The sequence below is a fragment of the Ruegeria sp. E5 genome, from assembly GCF_056534105.1.
Map to the genome: position 1 here is coordinate 270,174 of NZ_JBQFPA010000005.1, position 19,070 is coordinate 289,243.

At 55.4% G+C, this 19,070-nt stretch carries 19 protein-coding genes; 9 read left to right on the plus strand and 10 right to left on the minus strand.

Annotated elements, in window-relative coordinates; all coding sequences use genetic code 11:
- Positions 1 to 7 precede the first annotated feature (7 nt).
- Both ACR0BI_RS18435 and ACR0BI_RS18440 read left to right on the plus strand, forming a co-directional pair.
- Positions 8 to 244: a hypothetical protein gene (locus ACR0BI_RS18435; protein ID WP_170391780.1), complete on the plus strand. Its 237-nt coding sequence runs from the start codon at positions 8 to 10 to the stop codon at positions 242 to 244.
- Positions 241 to 1,221 (plus strand): D-2-hydroxyacid dehydrogenase family protein, encoded by a 981-nt coding sequence (locus tag ACR0BI_RS18440; RefSeq protein ID WP_170392732.1) that lies wholly within the window; start codon positions 241 to 243, stop codon positions 1,219 to 1,221. Before ACR0BI_RS18435 ends, ACR0BI_RS18440 begins: the two co-directional genes overlap by 4 nt.
- Here the strand turns inward: ACR0BI_RS18440 and ACR0BI_RS18445 are convergent.
- A complete protein-coding gene (locus ACR0BI_RS18445) occupies positions 1,190 to 2,254 on the minus strand; it encodes an AbrB family transcriptional regulator (protein ID WP_170424977.1) in 1,065 nt (354 codons plus the stop codon). The two genes, ACR0BI_RS18440 and ACR0BI_RS18445, sit on opposite strands and share 32 nt — an antisense overlap.
- A 78-nt stretch (positions 2,255 to 2,332) precedes the next feature.
- Between ACR0BI_RS18445 and ACR0BI_RS18450 the strand changes: the two genes are divergently transcribed.
- Genes ACR0BI_RS18450 through tcuB form a run of 3 tightly spaced genes read left to right on the plus strand, consistent with a single transcriptional unit; the run spans position 2,333 to position 5,479 of the window.
- On the plus strand, positions 2,333 to 3,013 hold the full coding sequence (locus ACR0BI_RS18450) for a GntR family transcriptional regulator (protein WP_170392730.1): 681 nt from the start codon (positions 2,333 to 2,335) through the stop codon (positions 3,011 to 3,013).
- An 11-nt stretch (positions 3,014 to 3,024) separates the two neighbouring features.
- Positions 3,025 to 4,419 carry an FAD-dependent tricarballylate dehydrogenase TcuA gene (tcuA, locus tag ACR0BI_RS18455; protein ID WP_480562553.1) on the plus strand — a complete coding sequence of 465 codons (1,395 nt, stop codon included), beginning with the start codon at positions 3,025 to 3,027 and terminating at the stop codon, positions 4,417 to 4,419.
- Positions 4,409 to 5,479, plus strand: a complete 1,071-nt coding sequence (gene tcuB / locus ACR0BI_RS18460; protein ID WP_480562552.1) for a tricarballylate utilization 4Fe-4S protein TcuB — start codon at positions 4,409 to 4,411, stop codon at positions 5,477 to 5,479. Before tcuA ends, tcuB begins: the two co-directional genes overlap by 11 nt.
- 226 nt (positions 5,480 to 5,705) lie before the next feature.
- Here tcuB and ACR0BI_RS18465 read toward each other — a convergent pair whose 3' ends face one another.
- The gene (locus ACR0BI_RS18465) at positions 5,706 to 8,798 is read right to left on the minus strand and encodes a hypothetical protein (protein ID WP_480562551.1); all 3,093 of its coding nucleotides are present in this window, start codon (positions 8,796 to 8,798) and stop codon (positions 5,706 to 5,708) included.
- Positions 8,799 to 9,468: 670 nt separating this feature from the next.
- Between ACR0BI_RS18465 and ACR0BI_RS18470 the strand changes: the two genes are divergently transcribed.
- Positions 9,469 to 10,503: a hypothetical protein gene (locus tag ACR0BI_RS18470; RefSeq protein WP_170597535.1), complete on the plus strand. Its 1,035-nt coding sequence runs from the start codon at positions 9,469 to 9,471 to the stop codon at positions 10,501 to 10,503.
- 58 nt (positions 10,504 to 10,561) lie between these two features.
- Here the strand turns inward: ACR0BI_RS18470 and ACR0BI_RS18475 are convergent, their stop codons facing one another.
- The gene (locus ACR0BI_RS18475; protein ID WP_480562550.1) at positions 10,562 to 10,798 is read right to left on the minus strand and encodes a chlorhexidine efflux transporter; all 237 of its coding nucleotides are present in this window, start codon (positions 10,796 to 10,798) and stop codon (positions 10,562 to 10,564) included.
- Between the two features lie 104 nt (positions 10,799 to 10,902).
- Here ACR0BI_RS18475 and ACR0BI_RS18480 point away from each other — a divergent pair, with 104 nt between their 5' ends.
- Both ACR0BI_RS18480 and ACR0BI_RS18485 read left to right on the plus strand, forming a co-directional pair.
- Positions 10,903 to 11,163 (plus strand): helix-turn-helix domain-containing protein, encoded by a 261-nt coding sequence (locus ACR0BI_RS18480; protein WP_170597531.1) that lies wholly within the window; start codon positions 10,903 to 10,905, stop codon positions 11,161 to 11,163.
- A 3-nt stretch (positions 11,164 to 11,166) separates the two neighbouring features.
- Positions 11,167 to 11,805, plus strand: a complete 639-nt coding sequence (locus ACR0BI_RS18485) for a substrate-binding domain-containing protein (protein ID WP_170597529.1) — start codon at positions 11,167 to 11,169, stop codon at positions 11,803 to 11,805.
- Here the strand turns inward: ACR0BI_RS18485 and ACR0BI_RS18490 are convergent.
- The 6 genes from ACR0BI_RS18490 to ACR0BI_RS18515 form a co-directional block, all read right to left on the minus strand.
- Complete coding sequence (locus ACR0BI_RS18490) at positions 11,802 to 11,978, minus strand: hypothetical protein (RefSeq protein WP_480562549.1); 177 nt, start codon at positions 11,976 to 11,978, stop codon at positions 11,802 to 11,804. The two genes, ACR0BI_RS18485 and ACR0BI_RS18490, sit on opposite strands and share 4 nt — an antisense overlap.
- An 84-nt stretch (positions 11,979 to 12,062) precedes the next feature.
- Entirely contained in the window at positions 12,063 to 12,683 is a 621-nt protein-coding gene (locus tag ACR0BI_RS18495; protein ID WP_480562548.1) for an SDR family oxidoreductase, read from the minus strand.
- 56 nt (positions 12,684 to 12,739) lie between these two features.
- Positions 12,740 to 13,855 (minus strand): lyase family protein, encoded by a 1,116-nt coding sequence (locus ACR0BI_RS18500; RefSeq protein ID WP_170425004.1) that lies wholly within the window; start codon positions 13,853 to 13,855, stop codon positions 12,740 to 12,742.
- A complete protein-coding gene (locus ACR0BI_RS18505; RefSeq protein WP_170392722.1) occupies positions 13,848 to 15,362 on the minus strand; it encodes a tripartite tricarboxylate transporter permease in 1,515 nt (504 codons plus the stop codon). Before ACR0BI_RS18505 ends, ACR0BI_RS18500 begins: the two co-directional genes overlap by 8 nt.
- Before the next feature lie 6 nt (positions 15,363 to 15,368).
- Complete coding sequence (locus ACR0BI_RS18510; RefSeq protein WP_480562547.1) at positions 15,369 to 15,836, minus strand: tripartite tricarboxylate transporter TctB family protein; 468 nt, start codon at positions 15,834 to 15,836, stop codon at positions 15,369 to 15,371.
- A gap of 69 nt (positions 15,837 to 15,905) precedes the next feature.
- A complete protein-coding gene (locus ACR0BI_RS18515) occupies positions 15,906 to 16,865 on the minus strand; it encodes a tripartite tricarboxylate transporter substrate binding protein (protein WP_170597523.1) in 960 nt (319 codons plus the stop codon).
- Between the two features lie 103 nt (positions 16,866 to 16,968).
- Between ACR0BI_RS18515 and ACR0BI_RS18520 the strand changes: the two genes are divergently transcribed.
- The gene (locus ACR0BI_RS18520; RefSeq protein WP_170392719.1) at positions 16,969 to 17,886 is read left to right on the plus strand and encodes a LysR family transcriptional regulator; all 918 of its coding nucleotides are present in this window, start codon (positions 16,969 to 16,971) and stop codon (positions 17,884 to 17,886) included.
- 231 nt (positions 17,887 to 18,117) lie between these two features.
- On the opposite strand, the gene ACR0BI_RS18525 is transcribed toward ACR0BI_RS18520, so the two are convergent.
- The gene (locus ACR0BI_RS18525; RefSeq protein WP_480562546.1) at positions 18,118 to 19,014 is read right to left on the minus strand and encodes a LysR family transcriptional regulator; all 897 of its coding nucleotides are present in this window, start codon (positions 19,012 to 19,014) and stop codon (positions 18,118 to 18,120) included.
- Positions 19,015 to 19,070: the final 56 nt, after the last annotated feature.

A 19,070-nucleotide genomic window follows, 5' to 3' on the forward strand; every position in this document is an offset into this window, starting at 1 on the left:
TGCCACGATGAACAATTATTCTGAATGCCTCGATATTGCGCGTCAGGAACTCAGGCTGGCGCAGTCGGTCCTGCGGCGGGATATTGCGGAATACCCGACGCCGATCGCCGGGTGCGATGAGCAGTTCAACCATTTGCTGGATCAAAGCGAGCGGGTCCGCAATGCGCTTGCAGCACTCGATACGCTGCATTTTGTGCCGACGCCAAGAAAACTGAACACCGGGCAAGGTGTGGAAAGTCGATGAAGGTTCACATTCTGGATGATTGGTTTGATACACTGCAGGGCTTGCCTTGTTTTGGAAAGCTATCCGACCACGAAGTGAAGATCTGGACAGATCATGTCGAGGATACCGATGAATTGGCGGCACGGTTGCAGGAGGCCGAGGCGTTGGTTCTGTTTCGCGAACGCACCAAGGTAACCCGCGACTTGATCGAAAAGCTGCCGAACCTGAGATTGATAAGTCAGCGCAGCGTGTATCCGCACGTTGATGTGCAGGCATGCTCGGACAACGGTGTTCTGCTGTGTTCAAACATGCATGGTGGAACGCCTTCGTATGCTGCAGCCGAACTCACTTGGGCGCTGATCATGGCCGGGATGCGCGATTTACCGGCGCAGATGGCCTCGGTCAAAGCGGGGCGGTGGCAGGCCGGAGTTGGCAAGACGCTGAGAGGGCGGCAGCTGGGACTGTACGGCTATGGCCGTATCGCACGCGCTGTCGCGGGCTACGCCGAGGCATTTGGAATGAATGTAGTCTGGTGGTCCTCAGATGAAGGTCGGGTTCGGGCGCAGGCAGATGGTGTTCAGGTCGCCGCGAACCGCGAAGCTTTCTTTGCCAACAGCGATGTTGTCTCGATCCATGTTCGCCTGAAGCCAGGCACAAACGGCATCATTACTGCGTCGGACTTCGCACACATGAAGCCGGGATCACTGTTTGTGAATACATCTCGTGCTGGCCTTATTGCAAAAGGGGCATTGCTTGGGGCGCTGAATGCCGGTCATCCCGGGAAGGCCGCAATCGATGTCTTCGATTCCGAACCCCTCAATGATCCGAAAGACCCCTTGCTTTCGCATCCAAATCTGATTGCGACGCCGCATATCGGCTTTGTGACCGAGGATGAGTTCGATCTGCAATTTTCGGACATTTTCGATCAAGTGAACGCCTACGCTGCAGGCGCTCCGGTTCACATGATCAACCCCGAGGTTTGGACCAGCGCAGGATAAGGTTGGCCGCTATCGGCGCACCGATGATTACCAACACGATCCTTGTCAGATGATGCGTGATCACAAAGCCCAGATCCGCGCCTGAGACGATGGCCAGAACTGTCATTTCTGCCTGCCCGCCGGGGGCAAAGGCCAAAAATGCCTCGACCGGTTGGCCCAGCCCCAAGGTGGTGACAACGGCAGTGAAAGCGGCCGCCAGAACGGCGAGGACAATGACATAGGCGAATCCCGCCGCTACCACACGGCGTAGTTCGACCCATGTGACACCTACGAATTTCACGCCGATACCGCAGCCGATAAAGAACTGAGCTGCAAGGATGGCCTCGCGAGGCGGTCGGGTGTGAATGAAGTCGCCCAGTGACAACGCAGCCGTCAGGATCATTGGCCCTAGAATCGACGCTCCGAACAAGCCGATCCGCTCACCGCCTTTCCAGCCGACAAAGGCAGCAAGAACCATCAGCGCCAATTCATGTATCGGCAGGTTGCGCGCGGGTTCTCCGATTGGGTTAGTGAGTTGGGCGTCGTAAAACACCGTAAGAAACAGAGGGGCCAGCGTTACAATAATCAGAACGCGGGTTCCGTGGATCAGGGACAGCGTTCGCGGGTTAGCGCCAGCCTCGGCCCCGAAGATGATCATATCCTGCAATCCGCCGGGCATGGCCGCGTAAAACGCGGTCGTGGTATCAAAGCCCCAGACCTTGCGGAAGAATGGCACTCCGACCAGCGCGATCAGCAGGATAAAGAACGGGATCAGTGCAATCGACGCTGCCATCTTCGGCAGTTCTGCAAATAGGGCTGGGGTAATCGAAGCCCCCACAGCCACGCCAAGTATGGTGCGCGCCGCAATCGAGACCTGACCAAAGCCTTCCATTGGCGCATGAGCCAGAGCCGCAATCAGACACGCGCTCATCGGGCCGAACAGAAAAGGCAATGGCAGATCCAACGCCCAGAATAGCCCTGTGCCAAGAAGTGCCAAGCCCAGTGTTAGGGCCCGCTTTGCGAGGAGAGAAGGTGTTTTGTTCTGGGTGGGCAAAGTGCAGCTTCCGACAATATTGACTCACTATGTATCCAAATGTATACAAATGGACGCAAGAAGACAAGTGAGCACGCGATGACCATTCAGGACGACCCCTTACAGCCTGGCCCGCAAGGCAATTCGGCGTATCAACGCTTGTTGGATGAGATTCGCGAGGGCACCCTTCTGCCCGGCGAGCGCCTGCGCGAGATTGAGCTGTCTGAACGGTTGGGTGTCAGCCGAACACCGGTGCGCGAGGCGATCCGGCAGCTGGAGACCGACGGCCTGGTCACGCATGTACCGCGGCAGGGCGCGACCGTCCGCAGTCTGGATTACGCCGAGGTGATGGAACTCTATGAGATGCGCGCAGTGCTCGAGGGCACTGCGGCCCGTCTAGCAGCGCGTGCGGCGTCGGATGTCGAATTGGACGAGTTGGATGTTTTGAATGATCGATTGGCCGAGGCTGGCACAGGTCCAGACGCGGCTCGGATCAACCGGATATTTCACGCCACGCTTTTGGATGCAGCCAAGAACCGATTTCTCGCGAAATCCATGCTGTCCTTGCAGAAGGCGCTGCTGATCCTTGGGCCGTCGCAATTGTTGGACGGGGATCGGGCCGAAGCGGCAGTCGCTGAACATCGGCGTATCATGGCCGCGCTGAAGGCACGTGATGGCGCGGCGGCCGAGACAGAAATGCGCGGGCATATTCAGGCCGCACAACGAATGCGTATCCGGGCGTTGCAGGAACGCGATCGGACAACCGACGAAAATCACTAGGTAGACAGGATATGGCCACCCAAAAGGAAGCTTACGATATCGCTGTGATCGGTGGCGGGAACGCTGCTCTATGCGCCGCGATGACCGCCGCCGAAGCCGGTGCCCGCGTTCTGATACTGGAAACCGCGCCAAAACCCTATCGCGGAGGAAACTCGCGCCATACGCGCAATTTTCGCTGCATGCATGGTGGTCCTTTGGGCCCGTTGATCGAAGAGTATAGCGAAGACGAATATCTCGCGGACTTGATGAAGGTCACCGGCGGCAAAACTGATGAGCATCTGGCCCGCCTTGCGATCCGCACTTCCGAGGAATGCCTGCCATGGATGGAAGAGCACGGTGTCAGGTTTCAACCCTCTCTTTCCGGAACACTTTCTTTGGCACGGACAAATGCCTTTTTTATGGGAGGCGGGAAGTCTCTGGTGAATGCTTATTACCGAACTGCGGCGGGTTTGGGTATCGATGTTTTGTATGAAGCCGCCGTCACGCATTTGGAGCTGAACGGGGATCGGATCGAATGGGTCGACTATACCTATGAAGGTCAAAACCACCGGATAATGCCAAACGCAGTCATCGTCGCCTCGGGCGGGTTTCAGGCCGATACGGATTGGCTGACCCGTGCATGGGGTGAGCCTGCAAAAAACTTTCTGATCCGAGGCACTCCTTATAACCGAGGCGTGGTCCTAGCTGATCTTCTGGATCAAGGCGTCGAGAGTGTTGGCGACCCGACCCAATGCCACGCCGTTGCTATCGATGGGCGTGCACCGAAATTTGACGGTGGTATTGTCACCCGTCTGGATTGTGTGCCGTTTTCGATCGTCTTGAACAAGGATGCCGAGCGCTTCTACGATGAGGGCGAGGATGTCTGGCCCAAGCGCTATGCAATCTGGGGGCGCTTGGTGGCAGCCCAACCAGATCAAGTTGGCTATGTGGTCATCGACGCCAATTCGTTGAATCTGTTCATGCCGTCGGTGTTTCCACCGCTGAAGGCAGATACGTTGGAAGAACTGGCCGGGATGATGGGCCTGCCTGCCGAAAAGTTGGCCGCAACAATCGCTGAATTCAACGCCGCCTGCGGAGACACCAGCGCCTTTCATCCGACAGAGCTGGACGGCGTTTCAACATCTGGCTTGAACCCGCCCAAGACCAACTGGGCGCGTCCGATCACCGAGCCGCCATTTTACGGTTATTCGCTGCGTACGGGCGTAACCTTCACCTATTTGGGCCTCAAAGTCGACGATGCCGCGCAATGTTCGAGCGCCGACGGCAAGATCAAAAACATGTGGGCGGCTGGCGAAACCATGGCGGGCTCGATCCTTGGGCAAGGCTATCTAGCCGGTTTCGGCATGACCATCGGAACCGTCTTTGGACGCATCGCAGGACGTGAGGCCGCCGCTTATGCAAATTGAATTGATACAGGAAGCCCGCCGTCAGGCTGAAATTTGCAACGCCTGCCGCTATTGCGAGGGCTATTGCTCGGTCTTTCCGTCGCTTCATGCGGAACGCGCGTTCTCGGATGGGGACATCACGCAACTGGCCAACCTGTGCCACAACTGCCGCGGCTGCTACTACGCCTGCCAGTACACAGCCCCGCACGAGTTCGACCTGAATTTGCCGAAGGCTCTGGCCGAGGTACGGAGGGACAGCTGGGAAAGCTTCGCATGGCCGCAGCCGCTGGCGCGTCGATTTCACACCCATGGCGGGGCGATTGCGCTGGCACTTGTGGTCGGATTTGCCCTGTTGTTCTGGGCAATTCGCGCGATAGGTTCCAGCGGAGGGGACGGGTTTTATGCCGTTCTGTCGCATAATGCGATGGTTGCGGTTTTTGCTCCGGCATTCTTGCTGCCACTCTTTAGCATTGCCATCAGCCTAAGGCGCTATTGGGCCGAGGTGGGGGGAAAACCCATCAAAATGGCGGACCTGCTGGCCGCCTTCAAACGAGCGGGCAAAATGCAGGATCTTGCCGCAGGTCATGGTGAAGGCTGTAATTTTGAAGACGAAGACCGGTTCAGTCAGGCGCGACGTCATATTCACCACGCGATCATGTATGGCTTCCTGCTTTGCTTCGCGTCGACCTCGATTGCAACGGTTATGCATTATGGCTTTGGAATTCACGCGCCGTACGGGTTCTGGTCTTTGCCCAAACTATTCGGAATTTCCGGCGGTGTGATGTTGACAGTGGGTTGCTGCGCCATGGTAATTCTCAAGCAAAGGTCCGATCGTAATCTAGGTGATGCTTCGGCATGGGGCGGCGATATCGGTTTCATCCTGTTGCTGGGATTCGTCGGTTTTAGCGGACTTGTTCTTTACGCTTTCGGATCAACGGCTTTGATGCCCGCGTTGCTTGCTATTCATCTTGGATCGGTCCTGACATTCTTCCTGCTAACGCCCTACACCAAGATGGCCCACGGTTTCTATCGGCTTGCTGCTCTTATTAAGGATGCGCAACGGAAAAGAGATAGTTACTAGGCTGCGGCGACCCTGTCGCTCCTTGGGAAACGGTGAAAAAGTAAACTTAAATCGCAGCTTGAGGTCTGACTTTGGGATCAGACAGGGCGGTCCCACCTTGGTGTCGTTGAAGCAAATTGCCCTCCCGTACGTAGAGCGCAATCACGATCATGATGCAGCCTTGCGACCAGCACCTCTAGATCGCGCAGCCCGGGCCGATAATGGCCCGGGCCACTCCCAGTTTGCTTTAGCTGGCCAGGCCGCAGGAGGAAGAGTCGCTGTTGTTGGTGGTGTCTGTCTCCGTCACACCATCGGCCGGATTGGCATTGACGGTGATCTTGAAGGGGATCTGCTCGCCACCTTTGACCTCGTCCGGGAATTCGAGCGATAGCGTGGTCTCATCCCCGTTTGGCCCCAGTGCCGGTGTCGGCAGATCGACCACCACGCCGCTCTGGAAGAAATCGACCCGCGTGGTCGAAGGCCCGGCAGCCCCTGCACCAATGTTACGCACGATGATCCTCAACTTGCGCGGCTCCTCACAATACCAAGCCGGGAAGGGTGGCGGGCCGGGAGGGAAGGGCTGCACCGGGATCAGGTCCGGCTTGTCCTCGGGTGGAGGCGGCGGCGGAGGTGGCGGTGGCGGGGGCGGTACCTTTTTGATCAGCCGAGGCACGACTGGTTCGACATCGATGGTTTCCACTTCGCCTTCACCATGGGCAGCGGTGTATACCGCGACCACGTCCAGCGGTGTTTCGCTGTCGATAAAGACAAACCCTTTCAGGAAACAGCATTCGGCCACCCGCAGGTGTCGTGCCACATCCTCGCAATCGATCTCCATCGATTCCCAGGGACCGAGTTTGTTTTTCGTTCTGGCCGAGACATTGCCCGGTTTTTCGTTTGGCAAGGCCGACGACACCCGTTTACGAAAACGCACAGCATCGCCGCTGCCGTTTCCGATGTTGATTGCTGTGTGATAGCGGCCCTGGGACAAAATGCGGCCCTTGGAACAGCCGCAGACGAACTTGACAGCGTAACGATACGTCATCTTCGGTTCTTCCTCCTCGCAGCAAGGGGTGTCATCTTCGGCGCGGTTCACCTCCATTCGGCGAAGGGCGACGTTGTTGTCACCAAGCGCCAGTCGATCGACAGGCAGACTGCCTGCGATCGTTTCGACATTGCTGCGGTCTTCTGGCGTATCCACGCTGGCAAGAATGTATTCCTCGCACAGGTCCTCGGGGCACCATGGGATCGGGCCGACGATCACTTCGTCGCCACAATGCACTGATTGGCCGATAGGTTCGCCTACGATAAGCGGATCCCAGTCATCCGGCCATGTGGTGCCCTTGCCTTCCGTCGCGCGGGCTAGTGACAAAGTCACTGATTGGGCTGGGTAGTTGCCGCGATTGCCGATCCGGACATACAGATAATTCTCGACGCAGCGGCGCGGAGTCTCGTGGTCGGTGCCGCCGTCAGGGCGGTGCCGATTCCAGAAGCCGGGAGCATTGTTGCCCGGTTGGTGCCAAGGGTATTCACCCTGTCGTCCGTCATCAATGAAGACGTCAACATCAGGCGGGGATCCGTTGTAGAGCGCCTGTTTCTCAAAGCCCCAGCGTACCACTTTGTGTGCCCAGCCTCCGGCTGCACCGTCGAATTGAGCGGTGTTCTCGTCTGATTCCTGCAAGGCGCGGGAAAAACCTTCGACTGTGTTGGGCACGATCCCGGCCAAAAGCGGCACCGCCTGCAGGATCAGATAGATCGTGTAGCGGCTGGCATGCAGCCTGTCGTCGAGTTCTGTGGAATCACCTCCGAGAGATCGATAGATTCGGCCTAACGTAGTGGCATTGATCTCGGTCGACCGATATCCGCCCACGTCCATCGTGCCACCCCAGCCCCAACCCGAGGCGACCGACCGGTCCCATCGCCGGGTGATTAGGTTGCTGAAGGGGAAGGTACGGAAACGATCCGGCGCAATACCTTGAGGATCGTAGAGTATTGCCGCCAGCGCGTCACCAAACCCATGACAAAAGCCGAAATTGGGCCAATTGAGATGATCCCATAGCACCGCGTGCCCGAATTCATGCGCCGATACGCGCGAGTCTGTGGCCATGCCGACTGTGGAGCCATTTGCCGCAAGCGCATAACGAAAGCGTAGCACACCATTGCCTATGGCATTGCCTGGCGCCTGAGCATTCACCGGTCCTGCAATGGGATTGAACCAGCGGTGATCAACATCCACTGGGAAGGTCACCCCGTCGAAATAGCTGGGCAGATCGAAGCCCAAAGACTGGACGAAGCGATACAGGAAATCATGGTTGTAGTACGCACAGACCGCCGCGAAATCGTCGCTGTCGGCGGGATAATCAAAGATCGATGCTGCACCGGCGTTTTCAGTCGGTGGGGCGATGTTTGGTGTGTCGAGATCCCGTACCGCCACCAATTCGCCGCTTAGTTCCACCGGTGCGCCACCGCCCGGTAATATCAACCGTTCCAGCGCCACCAGTTCGCGTTGCGCATCCAAAAGCGCAACCGGGGCCGTCGGATCAAGCTCTGAATCTCCTGAAAGTGATATCGGGTCGTCTGTGAAGACGTAACCCGAAACACACCCCACCAATGGCCGGATGTAAAGCACCGCGCCGGTTTCCCAATCGACCAATGCTCGCCAGTTCAGCTCTCCGTAGTCGGGAATTTTGCAGCCAAAATGTACAAGGCTTACGAAACGCCATTCGCCGTCCTTGATGCCCTTTGGCACACGACCAATCTCTGGCAGCGGGGTTAACTCGGCCCCTTCGATCTCGCCCGGTTCTTTGTGTGGCAGGCGATGTTCTGCGTCGTAGCGATAGACAAAGTCCCGGGTGTCATTAACCTTGAATTTTGTGAACTTGGCCCCTTTCACAGCTTCGCGCAGAACCGTGCCAGCTTGTTTGTCGCGGCCAGCAGGCGGAGTAGGGGCGTTGCTGAGTTCGATATCGGCAGCAACACTTGAGGACGAACCGGTGACCACATTGTCTGGGCCGGCCATGCGCAGTGTCAGACCGCGCTCCCAGACCGGGATGCCGTGATGTGTCTGACGAAATGTGTAGACCAGAAAGGACTGTACTGCCTTGGCTTCTTCCAGCCGCAGCTTGCTGCCCTCCTCGCGATTATACTTGCCTGAAACACTCTCGCCGAGCCTGTCAAGAAAATCGGGCTTTATCCGGTAAAGCCCCGCCACTTCGGCGGCATAAGCCTGCGCCACATCCAGCGCACTGGTTCCTTTAGAACGCCCTCCAAGAGGGTCGCCATGATGCTGAAGTCCAATGATTGCGCCGTCTGGCGCGCGTTCAAATACTGTTTCGGGCATGTCTGCCTCCGTTCAAAATCATTCTAAAACGCTGGGCCAGAAGCCCCGGATCGCCCGGCCGAACGGCAGAAAAAAGAACTTGTTGTAATAAAAAAGAATAACGAAGCGCGATGGCCGGAGAGACCCAGCGGCGATCCTGCCAACAAAGCTATCGTAGCATTTATTGCCGATTCCCGCAAAAATCTGCCAGCTAAGCCTGAAGACACGATCACCTTTGTTTTGCTATCGCCGCTCACCCGAGGCTCTCGGTCAAGGCGGAGCTGTAGCTGTAGGTATGTAACGGTTAGCGCCGTGCAACTGGCATCGAATTTGCAACGCCATCACGGATGTAATCACTGTGTTGCTGAAGAAGAGGGTCATCAGACTAGGAAGCCATGAATATCCTCTACGCGGACATTCACATTGATGGCCTAGAATGGTGCGACCGGATTTTCGGGAAATACCGTCCTATCGCACCGCTGCATTGCCTGACCAGTCGTTCGCGACAACGCTTGGCATTTGGGGCGCTATTAGAAATGGTGGCGCGGAATTGCGAGCGCGGCGAGATGAGTTTTCCGCATTCCTGTTGCATAAGCTACATCAGCTTTGTTTGGGCATACCCAAGCAACCATCTTGGGTTGGTGCACAAAGATGGTAACCTGATCTGCAAGACGATTGCAGGAGAAATGCCATGAACAATTCGTCGCAGCTTTGGGGCACCATGTCAGTGCGCGATCATCTTCGACCGAGCGCTTTCGTCGCCGAGTTGGTGCTTTTCGAGACACTGGTGATCCCCCGGCCACCGCAAGGAGCGACTTGGCCTGCAAAATGGAACCCGGTGCGCCAGGACAAGATACTAAGCTGGATTCCCAGAGATCGTTTGATGGAGGTTTCCTGGGACAACGCGCACCACATGGAGTGGAAAAAACGAAAGATCGCTACGGACGCCGAAATGGATGTGGCCGATCTTCAGCAACAGCCCGGATTCGAAGCAGCGCTAAAGGAAGAGGATTTCGATGCGCCTGCGTTTCACCTAACCCGTCGGATTCTTCAGGATTTCGTGGATGCCAAACGGAACCGGGCGCTAATCAAGGGAATACCTCTCACCGAGGTCGCAGTTATCCCGGCCTATGATGGCCCTCAGGCTTTCCTTGATGACACTCCAGAGCAGGAACCTTTGCTGCGCGCGTTTGGTTGGGAATTTCTGGTTCCACATCACGAAACTGCTGAGGGCAAGACACGCTCTCATCAAGACCAGATCAAGGCCGCGCTTGATCTTTGCGCAATGCCTGAGGTGCAGGAACACCGCAACGCCTTGCGTGCCTGGACATCGGTCGAAGCTTTGAGAGGAACCAGCAAACAAGAGGCGCGCGAGCGCATGGAGACGCTGGTTAAGGCCTACGCAAAGGCTGTTGCAGCCACCAAAATACCAGTCAGATTGAAATGGGGCGCGGGCATCGCTGAATTCATTGGTGCGATCGCAGCTCTGTCCATCAATCCTGCCTTCGCACTGCTCGGACCGGCGATCAAATTGGGCGAAACAGCAGTCGAGCCCCATGTTGAAAAGGCGGCAGAGATTCCCGATGCCATAAAACCCGCAGGATTAATCCATGCCATGCGAGAAGAGTTCACAAATGCTCAGGTCGCACACCTGAACTTTGACGACGCTCAACGGACCAGGATTGAAGATCACTGGCCCAATGGTTCCCCATATCTGTTCCTTTAGCGGATGATGAGAATCCCATCATCAGCATAAAGGCATACGCATTGGGCGTAATCACTGGTCAGTTGCGATAACTCGAAACAGACGAATTGGACTGGTTGACCAGTTTGAAATGCGACCAATCAAACGTGATATTAAAGACAACGTTCCAAAGCATCGCTGCCAAGGAGAAGAACACCCCAAGCATCAATGATTTCTGCGCGTCGATATGTGTGATTAGCGGAAGTATTAGGGCAATACTTATAAGCGCAAAGATCTCGAACAACACCGCGTGCACAAGCCGACCGGCAAAGCTCATGAAAGTTCTCCTCAATTCATATCGTTGGGCAAGTAACGGACTGTTGTTGCGATCCATAAAGATGCCTACCATACTGATAATAGATAGATGGAAAGAGGGTTCTGATGCGCGCGTCATTCGAGCAGTTGGCGGCGTTCGTTACTACCCATAACGAAGGTTCCTTTTCCGCCGCAGCCAGAAAACGCAACAAAGCACAATCGGTGATCAGCACTTTGGTCGCCAATCTGGATGTCGATCTGGATGTCGAGCTTTTCGATCGCAGCCGAAGATATCCCTCGCTTACCAAAGCAGGAGAGGCGTTGATCTCACCGGCCGAAATTCTGTTGGAACAGCGCAGCCGTTTTCTAGCGGTTGCAGATGCCTAGTCCATGACATTGGAAAACCGCGTTACCCTCGCCATGGCGCCGCACATCAAACTGGCCAATCTGGGAGAGATCATTCGCAGCTTCAGAGAAGAATTTCCTTCTGTCGATGTGGAGATACGTGCCTTTACTGCCGCTGAGATTCAGCGATTGATCGTCGATGGTGTGGTGGATTTGAGGGTTATTCTGGAACCTGAGGGCATCCCCCAGGCACTGGACTTTTGCTCATTGGGCACGCTCAGGCTGGTGTGTGTCAGCCATCCCGAAGGTCCGCTTGCTCAAATGTCGTCAGTCTCTTGGGAAGAATTGCGACTACATCGTCAGATATTATTGAAGGAAGCCGATAATCCCAACAGCGCTATCCTTAAGGCATCGTCGTCTATTTGGCAGGTCAGCACTGCATCGGAAGCCATTGATCTTGTGCAGGCCGGCCTAGGGTGGTCGGCGCTGCCATTGCACGCGGTGGACGTCTTTGTTCAGACCGGAGCGTTAAAAATCCTGCCACTGCAATTCGAGACCAAGAACTACGCCGAACGCTCGGTGGATATGATCTGGTCTTTCGAAAGGCCTATAGGTCGAGCGACGGTAAGGCTTAAGGAGTTGCTCGCTGAAAAAGCCGTTATTCAAAATTCCAACGTGACTTAAGCCTCATTTCGAAGCTCCTCGGCGAATGAGGTAATGGTGTGTTTTGGCGCTCCAAGAATCCCACGGGTTTCTCTGTCCACTTGCTCTTCCCGCAACTGTTGCACAAACGTCAAAACGTGTTCGATGAAAACGGCCTGCTCTTCCGGCAGCCCCATTTCATCAAGAGCATCCATGGGTAACTCAACCACCTCCGCCTCGGGGGCGAAAGAAGCGAGAAATTCTTTGGCCGCTTCGGTATACGTGACGGCCTGTTGACCCTACACGGCAAATTCCATGTTTTTGGCAGCATCGTTACCGATGGCATTGTGGACGAGTTCTGCAAGATCGCTGGAATTGGTGAACCAGATTGGATGAATGTGATTTCCGATTACGGCCAATTGATTGTCCATCAATAGCTTGGGCAATGAATCCAAAAAGAAGGAGCAAAAGAAAAGAGTATAAGGAATGCCAGATGCTTTGATGGCATTGATCCCGCCCGTGCGTATCGCGTTGGTGCCATAGGCCATGCCCTCGGTCGAAAACTGCGGATAAGCGTAGTCGACCCCTGCAATTTGCATGATGTGCTGAACATCGACCTCTTTTGCTGCCGCGATAATGTTAATTACGCCTTCCCGCTCTGTGTGGAATGGTGCGTTGGTGTCCAGAGATTCGGTATTCAGCGTAATGTACAGCGTCTCAGTGCCGTGAAGGGCTGATCTCAGGCTGGCCAAGTCCGACACGTCGCCCTGGATAAGCCGAACCTGCGTGGGAAGCATTGATTTTGCCGCCTCAGGATCACGCACGATGGCAGTTACTTCTGCACCTTTCTCAACAAGTTTCGCGGTCACGCGATGCCCCAAATGGCCTGTGGCACCGATGATTGTGATCTTCTTGGTCATAGTGGCATCTCCTGTGTTCTGCCACGCTTCGACAAGTCAGGATGCGATGTGTTTAGTTATGATCTATCTAGATGATAGATACTATTCACAGGGCGATAAGACGAAACCAGCAGCGCCATCGCGTTAGTATCGGTCACTAAACTCTTGAACATCCGTTCCGACCAATGCAGCGCGCCGGAAGTCAAAAGAAAGACCTCGGGAACAACGATCCATTCCCCAATCCAGACGCCACCCGATCGTTCATGCTCATGATGGGTCAGTTCACCTATTTGTCCGGCCCGTTGGCGTCCCAGCCGAGCGACGGCCTCCCCAAATTCCGATGCGCGTTGATTTCGTTTGTGGGCCATCGCTGAAGACGATCCTTTGCCAGGTTCATGAACTTCGGCGAATTCACCGATGTCGGATGATGACAGTTGATTGACGTTGTGGGCGATTTTGCACAGCGTCCCGCAAAGCGAGCCAAGGGCGGTGACGATGTCAGCGATACCGTCACGAGCGTTCTGCCAGTGCGGTTCGACGACGTTCAGACCGAGTGAATGAGCAACATCCTGTTTAATCTGGCGACCAATGCCATTTTCATATTCGCGCAAGTCTCCGACGGGGCCACCAATCTGAACATTCAATCCACGTTTTGCCGCCTCTTGAAGTGCCTCAGACCGCCGACCCAGTTCAGATCGCCAGACTTCAAGCTTCGTCGCAAGGCGAATGGGCACAGCATGCTGACCATTGGTTCTTCCCATCATCATTGTGTCTGGATGGGCGGAAATATGATGAGCGATCGCAGCCATGACATCGCCGAGGGTGCTTTGTATTTGCTCAAGCCCCAGTTTCATCTGCATCGCCAACGCCGTGTCCATCACATCCTGCGTGGTCGTACGATAGTGCACATGGGCCGAGTGTTCTGGCAATAGTTGGCGCAACTGTTTGGCCAGTCCTACGATGGGGCGGCCAACAAACATCATCTCTTTCCGCAATTCCTCATGGTTCAGATCGCAGATCGAAATCTCCTCAATTGCTTCAGCAGCCTCAATCGGGATTAGAGCAGCCGCAGCTTGATGCGCCGCAAGAACCTGTTCGACCTTAAGCCAGGCGGATATCGTGGCGTGCTCAGACCAGATCGACCGCATATCGGCGCTGGAAAAGCAATCTCGGTAGATACTGTATTCAAGCATCTTCGAGCCCTCCACGAGAGATGCGGCGTTCTTTGACGATACCTCGGATTCGGAACGCCATGGCAGCAAAGCCGACGATGATGAACGCAAGAGCTATGGGGCGTTCGACAAATATCAGTGCGCCGCCTTCGGACATCAGTAGGGATTGGCGAAAGGTTTCCTCGGCACCCTTAGCCAGCACAAAGGAAATTACGAACGCTGCAACGTTAAAGTCGTATTTCCGCATCAGCCAGCCGGCGAACCCCGCTACGGTCATGACGGTTACGTCAAACATCGATCCACTGGCTGAATAGGCTGCTACAAACGCGGTTAGGAAGATCAGTGGATACAGCACATTGGTCGGAATCTTCAGGATCAGGCGGGCAACTTGTGTGGCGCCGAAATAACCGATCAAGCCATAAGCCAGAATACCCAGCATGCCGCATGCGAAAAGTTTGTACACCAGCTCCTTATCCGTCAGGAATAAGGTCGGACCAACCTGAATGCCGTGGATCAGGAAAACGCCCAGCAATATTGCCCCGATGGTCGAACCTGGAATGCCCAGCGTCAGCAATGGAGCCATTGATGGACCGGACACAGCATTATTGGCAGCCTCAGGTGCGGCAACGCCTTCTAGTGCCCCCTTGCCCCACATCTCGGAGTTGTTCGCGTGGCGTTTGCCTTCTCCATAAGAGATGAACGCCGCGATCGCCGATCCCAGGCCGGGCAATACACCGATGCCTGCGCCGATGAACCCACCACGCAATGCGTGCGGAAGACAGGGTTTGTATTCCGCCCAGGTTAGACTGTTGCCATCCGCTGTGGTTTCATTCTCTTTGGTCTCTCCGGTGGCCTTGCGGCGGGATTCTAGCTGCGCGAATACTTCGCCCAATACAAAAACACCTATCATCAGGGGTACCAAGCCGATGCCATTGGATAGATCGAACGATCCGAATGTATAGCGCTCTTCGCTCGAAATCGGGTCCAGCCCGACCATGGCGATCAGGATGCCCATCAAGGCCGATGCCAGACCCTTGACGATGGAAGTGCCAATGACAGAACCGATTACGACAAAAGCGGCAAAGTAGATGGCGAAAGTCTCAGGCGGGCCGAGTTTCAGTGCGACGGCCGCAATGAAACCTACACCGATGACCAGCAGGACATCCCCCATCAGGTCGCCGATGACGGACGAGATTGTCGCCACTTTCATAGCTTTTCCTGCTTTGCCCGCTCGTGCCAACGGATAGCCATCGATCTGAGTCGCTGCACTGGCCGCTGTTCCGGGTGTGTTGAACAGGATTGCTGCGATCGAGCCGCCGTACCGACCGGACTTGCCGATCACATACAGAAATGCCAACGCAAAGATCGGCGACATATAAAAGGTGATTGGAAGCAACATCGCGATAGCCGCAGAGGCAGTCAGGCCAGGTGTCGCACCAACCACCATCCCAACCGCCGCTGCAAGTACGATGGCAAAGAGCAATGTAGGGTCAGTCACCACCGACAGAAGTGCAGGAAAGATCTCCATGATGTTTTACCCCTGAATCCAGCTGAGAAGGTCGAAAACTTCGCCATGTGGCGGGTACACACCCAGCAGGACAAAAAAGATGAGATGGAAGACCAGCGGGCAAAGAACGATCGACAAAACCAATCCGATCCGACTGCGTACGCCGAAAATGTAGAGGACGATCGGCGTCACGATCGCAGTCGGCAGCAGGTAGCCGAACCAGCGGAACGACTGCTGGTACAGCATAGCGATGATAAACAGACCTATGATCTGTAAAGTCGCGCTGCTGTCTTGATCGTCACTTGTGTCACCCGCCGTCTGGCGCGTTGCGCTCAACACCATAACACCGGACAGAGCAAGTAGAGCGAGAGCGGCGGAGAATGGCACAATCCCGGCCCATGTATCGCCCGGAGATGCGGCCGGTACTTGCCAGGCCCCCCAGATTGCAAAGATTGAGATGAGGGCAAGCACCAGACCTTCTGCATAGGCACGCATGTCTTTCCTCCGAGATATCAACATGAACAAGGGGGTCGGGTGACCATTGTTCACCCGACCATGAGGACATTAGTTGGTCAGGCTTTGGACCAAGGGAGTGGCGTCCTCTTTCATTGCGGATAGAGTTGTTTTTGCGTCCGCTCCATTCTGATAGACCGGGCCGGTTCCGCGTGAGGCAAGGAGTTCCGCAAATTCTGGCTTGGCGGCAATTTCTTCCAGCGCGGTCTCCAACGCAGCAATCACTTCTACCGGTGTGCCCTTAGGTGCAAAGACGATCACTGGGGATGATACTGCAGCGAATGGAATGCCCAGCTCACCAAACGAGGGGACATCAGTCATGATGCCATCCCGCTCCTGACTGTTGACGGCCAGTGCCCTCAATTGCTCTTGAAAACCAGCAAGTTGCTGAACGCCAAGGAACCCGAAATCAGCCTGCTCGCCGATCAGGGCAGCCCGGGTCGGCCCGCCGCCTTTGAACGGCACATCCTGGGCGTCAATCCCGTTACTGGCCAGAAAGCCCAACCCACCGACGTGGTGGAATCCACCACGCCCAGAGTGTGCCCAACGCAGCTCGCCGGGATTGGCCTTGGCCGCGTCAATTAAATCCTGAACGGTCTGATACGGACTGTTGACTGGCACCATAAGCGACGTCTGCAATTGTCCTACCTGAGCGACAAAATCGAAGCTCTCCAATGCATCAATGTCAGTATCTCGGGTCATCGTCGACAAAAGGAACGATCCTCCGGATGTCATCATCAGAGTATACCCGTCGGGCCGTGCGCCAACCACCGCATTGGCCCCATTCAGGCCGCCCGACCCCGGCTTGTTGACCACAACAACGGGCACATCCAGCGTGCCTTCCGCCGCGGCCGAGATGGCGCGGGCATAGGCGTCAGTACCGCCCCCGGCCTTGTAGGGAACAACCAGGTTGATTGGTCGTTTTGGCCAATCCGCTGCAAAGGTTGCGGTGGCAGTCGTGGTGACGGCTATGGCGGCAATAACAGCACCAAGAAGCGTTCTGCGTTTCATGAGTAACCTCCCAAATTCGCTTGGGATCAATTTACGCGAAAACATCAATTGTAAAAAATGCAAATATGTTATCTACTCTTGCAAAAATTGAAAGTATAGATTGATGAACATCAAGGCCCTACGCGCCTTTCGCGCAACATTGTCCGAAGGCTCGCTAGTTGCCGCATCCGAGATTCTGCACCTTAGCCAGCCTGCGATCAGCCGCTTGATTTCGGGGCTCGAGGCCGAACTCAAGCTGACGCTGTTTGACCGCAGCGGCCGCAATCTGACCCCGACACCCGAAGGGTTGGCGTTCTACCGCGAGGCAGGCCGCATCCTGGACAACCTTGATGAAGTTCCTCGGATCGCTGCCGAAATCCGGGCAGGTCGCACGGAAACTCTGAGGATTGTAACCATGCCCCGAATTGCGCAGTCGCTGTCAGCCCCGGCCGTAGCGCGATTCATGAAGGCCAGCCCCGGCACCAATATCAACCTTGATGTCCGGGCAAGACGTGAAGCGGGGAAATGGTTGGCCGGACGAGAATACGATATCGGTATTGGTGCTTTGCCCGTCGATCATCCGGGCATTGTCACTAAACCTTTGTTGAGAGTGAGAGCACAAGCGGTCTTACCATTGGATCATCCTCTTTCCATCCGAGAAGAAATTACGGCGAGTGATCTCGCGGAAGAAACTATCATACGCTTGATGCACGGTCTGTTGTTGCGCGACCAGTTGGACGATATTTTTCACTCTGCTGGTGTCACACCAAAGCAAACTTGCGAAGTGGCAGCATCTCAACTCGCGTGCTCGCTTGTTGCAGAGGGTGCTGGTGTAACTGTTGCGGACGAGTTGGTCGTCGCCCAAACCAATTCGGACAAACTAGCACTTGTACCGGTGACGCCTGAACGCTGGATGACGTTTGGCCTGCTTTACCCGATCGTGGATGCGAAGTCCGATGCCTTGCTTTCATTCGAAAATGAGTTGTTTGGCGTGGTCAACGCGTTGGCTCAACTAAGCCCGACGCTTGAACGTGTTCAATGACCCTGTTTGCCGGATTCCATGTTTCGACAGATTAGGAATTGCGGGAAAGATGTAATGATTGCAGTTTTCTACCCATTATTTCCCATCAGTCAGCTCATTGCTGCCTATCGTGGCGTAAGTAAAACTATGACGTGGTTGATCAAATCAGACATTGCTGCAAGGCGCGATACTGTCCGCAAGAAGACTGCTCACAGCAAACGAAGGACTTTGAAACTTCGGCGGCACCTGACTTCAGCCGCTCATTTCGACCAGAAAATCGATCATAGCGCGGGTCTTTGCGGGCAGGTTGTCGCGGCTGGCATAGATCACATGGACTCCGATAGAAGGCGGGCTGAAATCGGGTAAGATCGCCACCAATGCCCCGGCATCCAGTTCAGCCTGACAGGAGAGCTGAGGCAGACGTGTAATCCCACGACCAGCAAGGGCCAGCACCTTTTCGGTATGACCATCGTTGCATCGAATACGAGGAGCGATTGGAACCGCGATTGCCTCACCATCTGGTCCTGGGTAGGTCCAGTTTTGGGTGGCCCCGTGAAACGAAAAATCAATTAGTTGATGCCCCTTTAGGTCATCGGGGTGGCGGGGCGTGCCGTTTCGTTTCAGATAGGCGGGGGAAGCCACTGTAAGACCTTGTGTGCGAAAAAGTTTGCGTGCAATCAAATCGGACGGAGGCAAATCACCGATGCGCACCAGCAGATCGATGCCTTCACCGATCATGTCGGCCCGGCGCTCGGATATGTCAATGTTCAGATCAACTTCGGGGTATCGCTGCAGAAATTCGGGCAACCGATCGTTCAGCCATCCATGTGCAAAAACCACAGGAACGCTCATCCGAAGCTCTCCAAAGGGTCTGTCGCCGATGGAATGCAACCTGTTTTGTACGGCGCGGGCGTCATCCACAATCCGGCGGGCGTTTTTATAGTATATGCGCCCGGATTCCGTCAGGCTGATCCGACGCGTGGTCCGATTCAATAACCGGGCGCCAAGCCGGGCCTCAAGCCGTCCGATTTCTTTACTGACATGGCTAGGCGTATGGCCCAGCAGTTTTGCGGCGGCACTCATGCCTTCCTGTTCCACTACTGTGCAGAACAGAACCACGCCGTCGAACAAATCCTTATTATGATCCATTTGGAATAAATTACCTTCCAGATGAGCTATTAAGCATCAATACAAGTATAGTTACG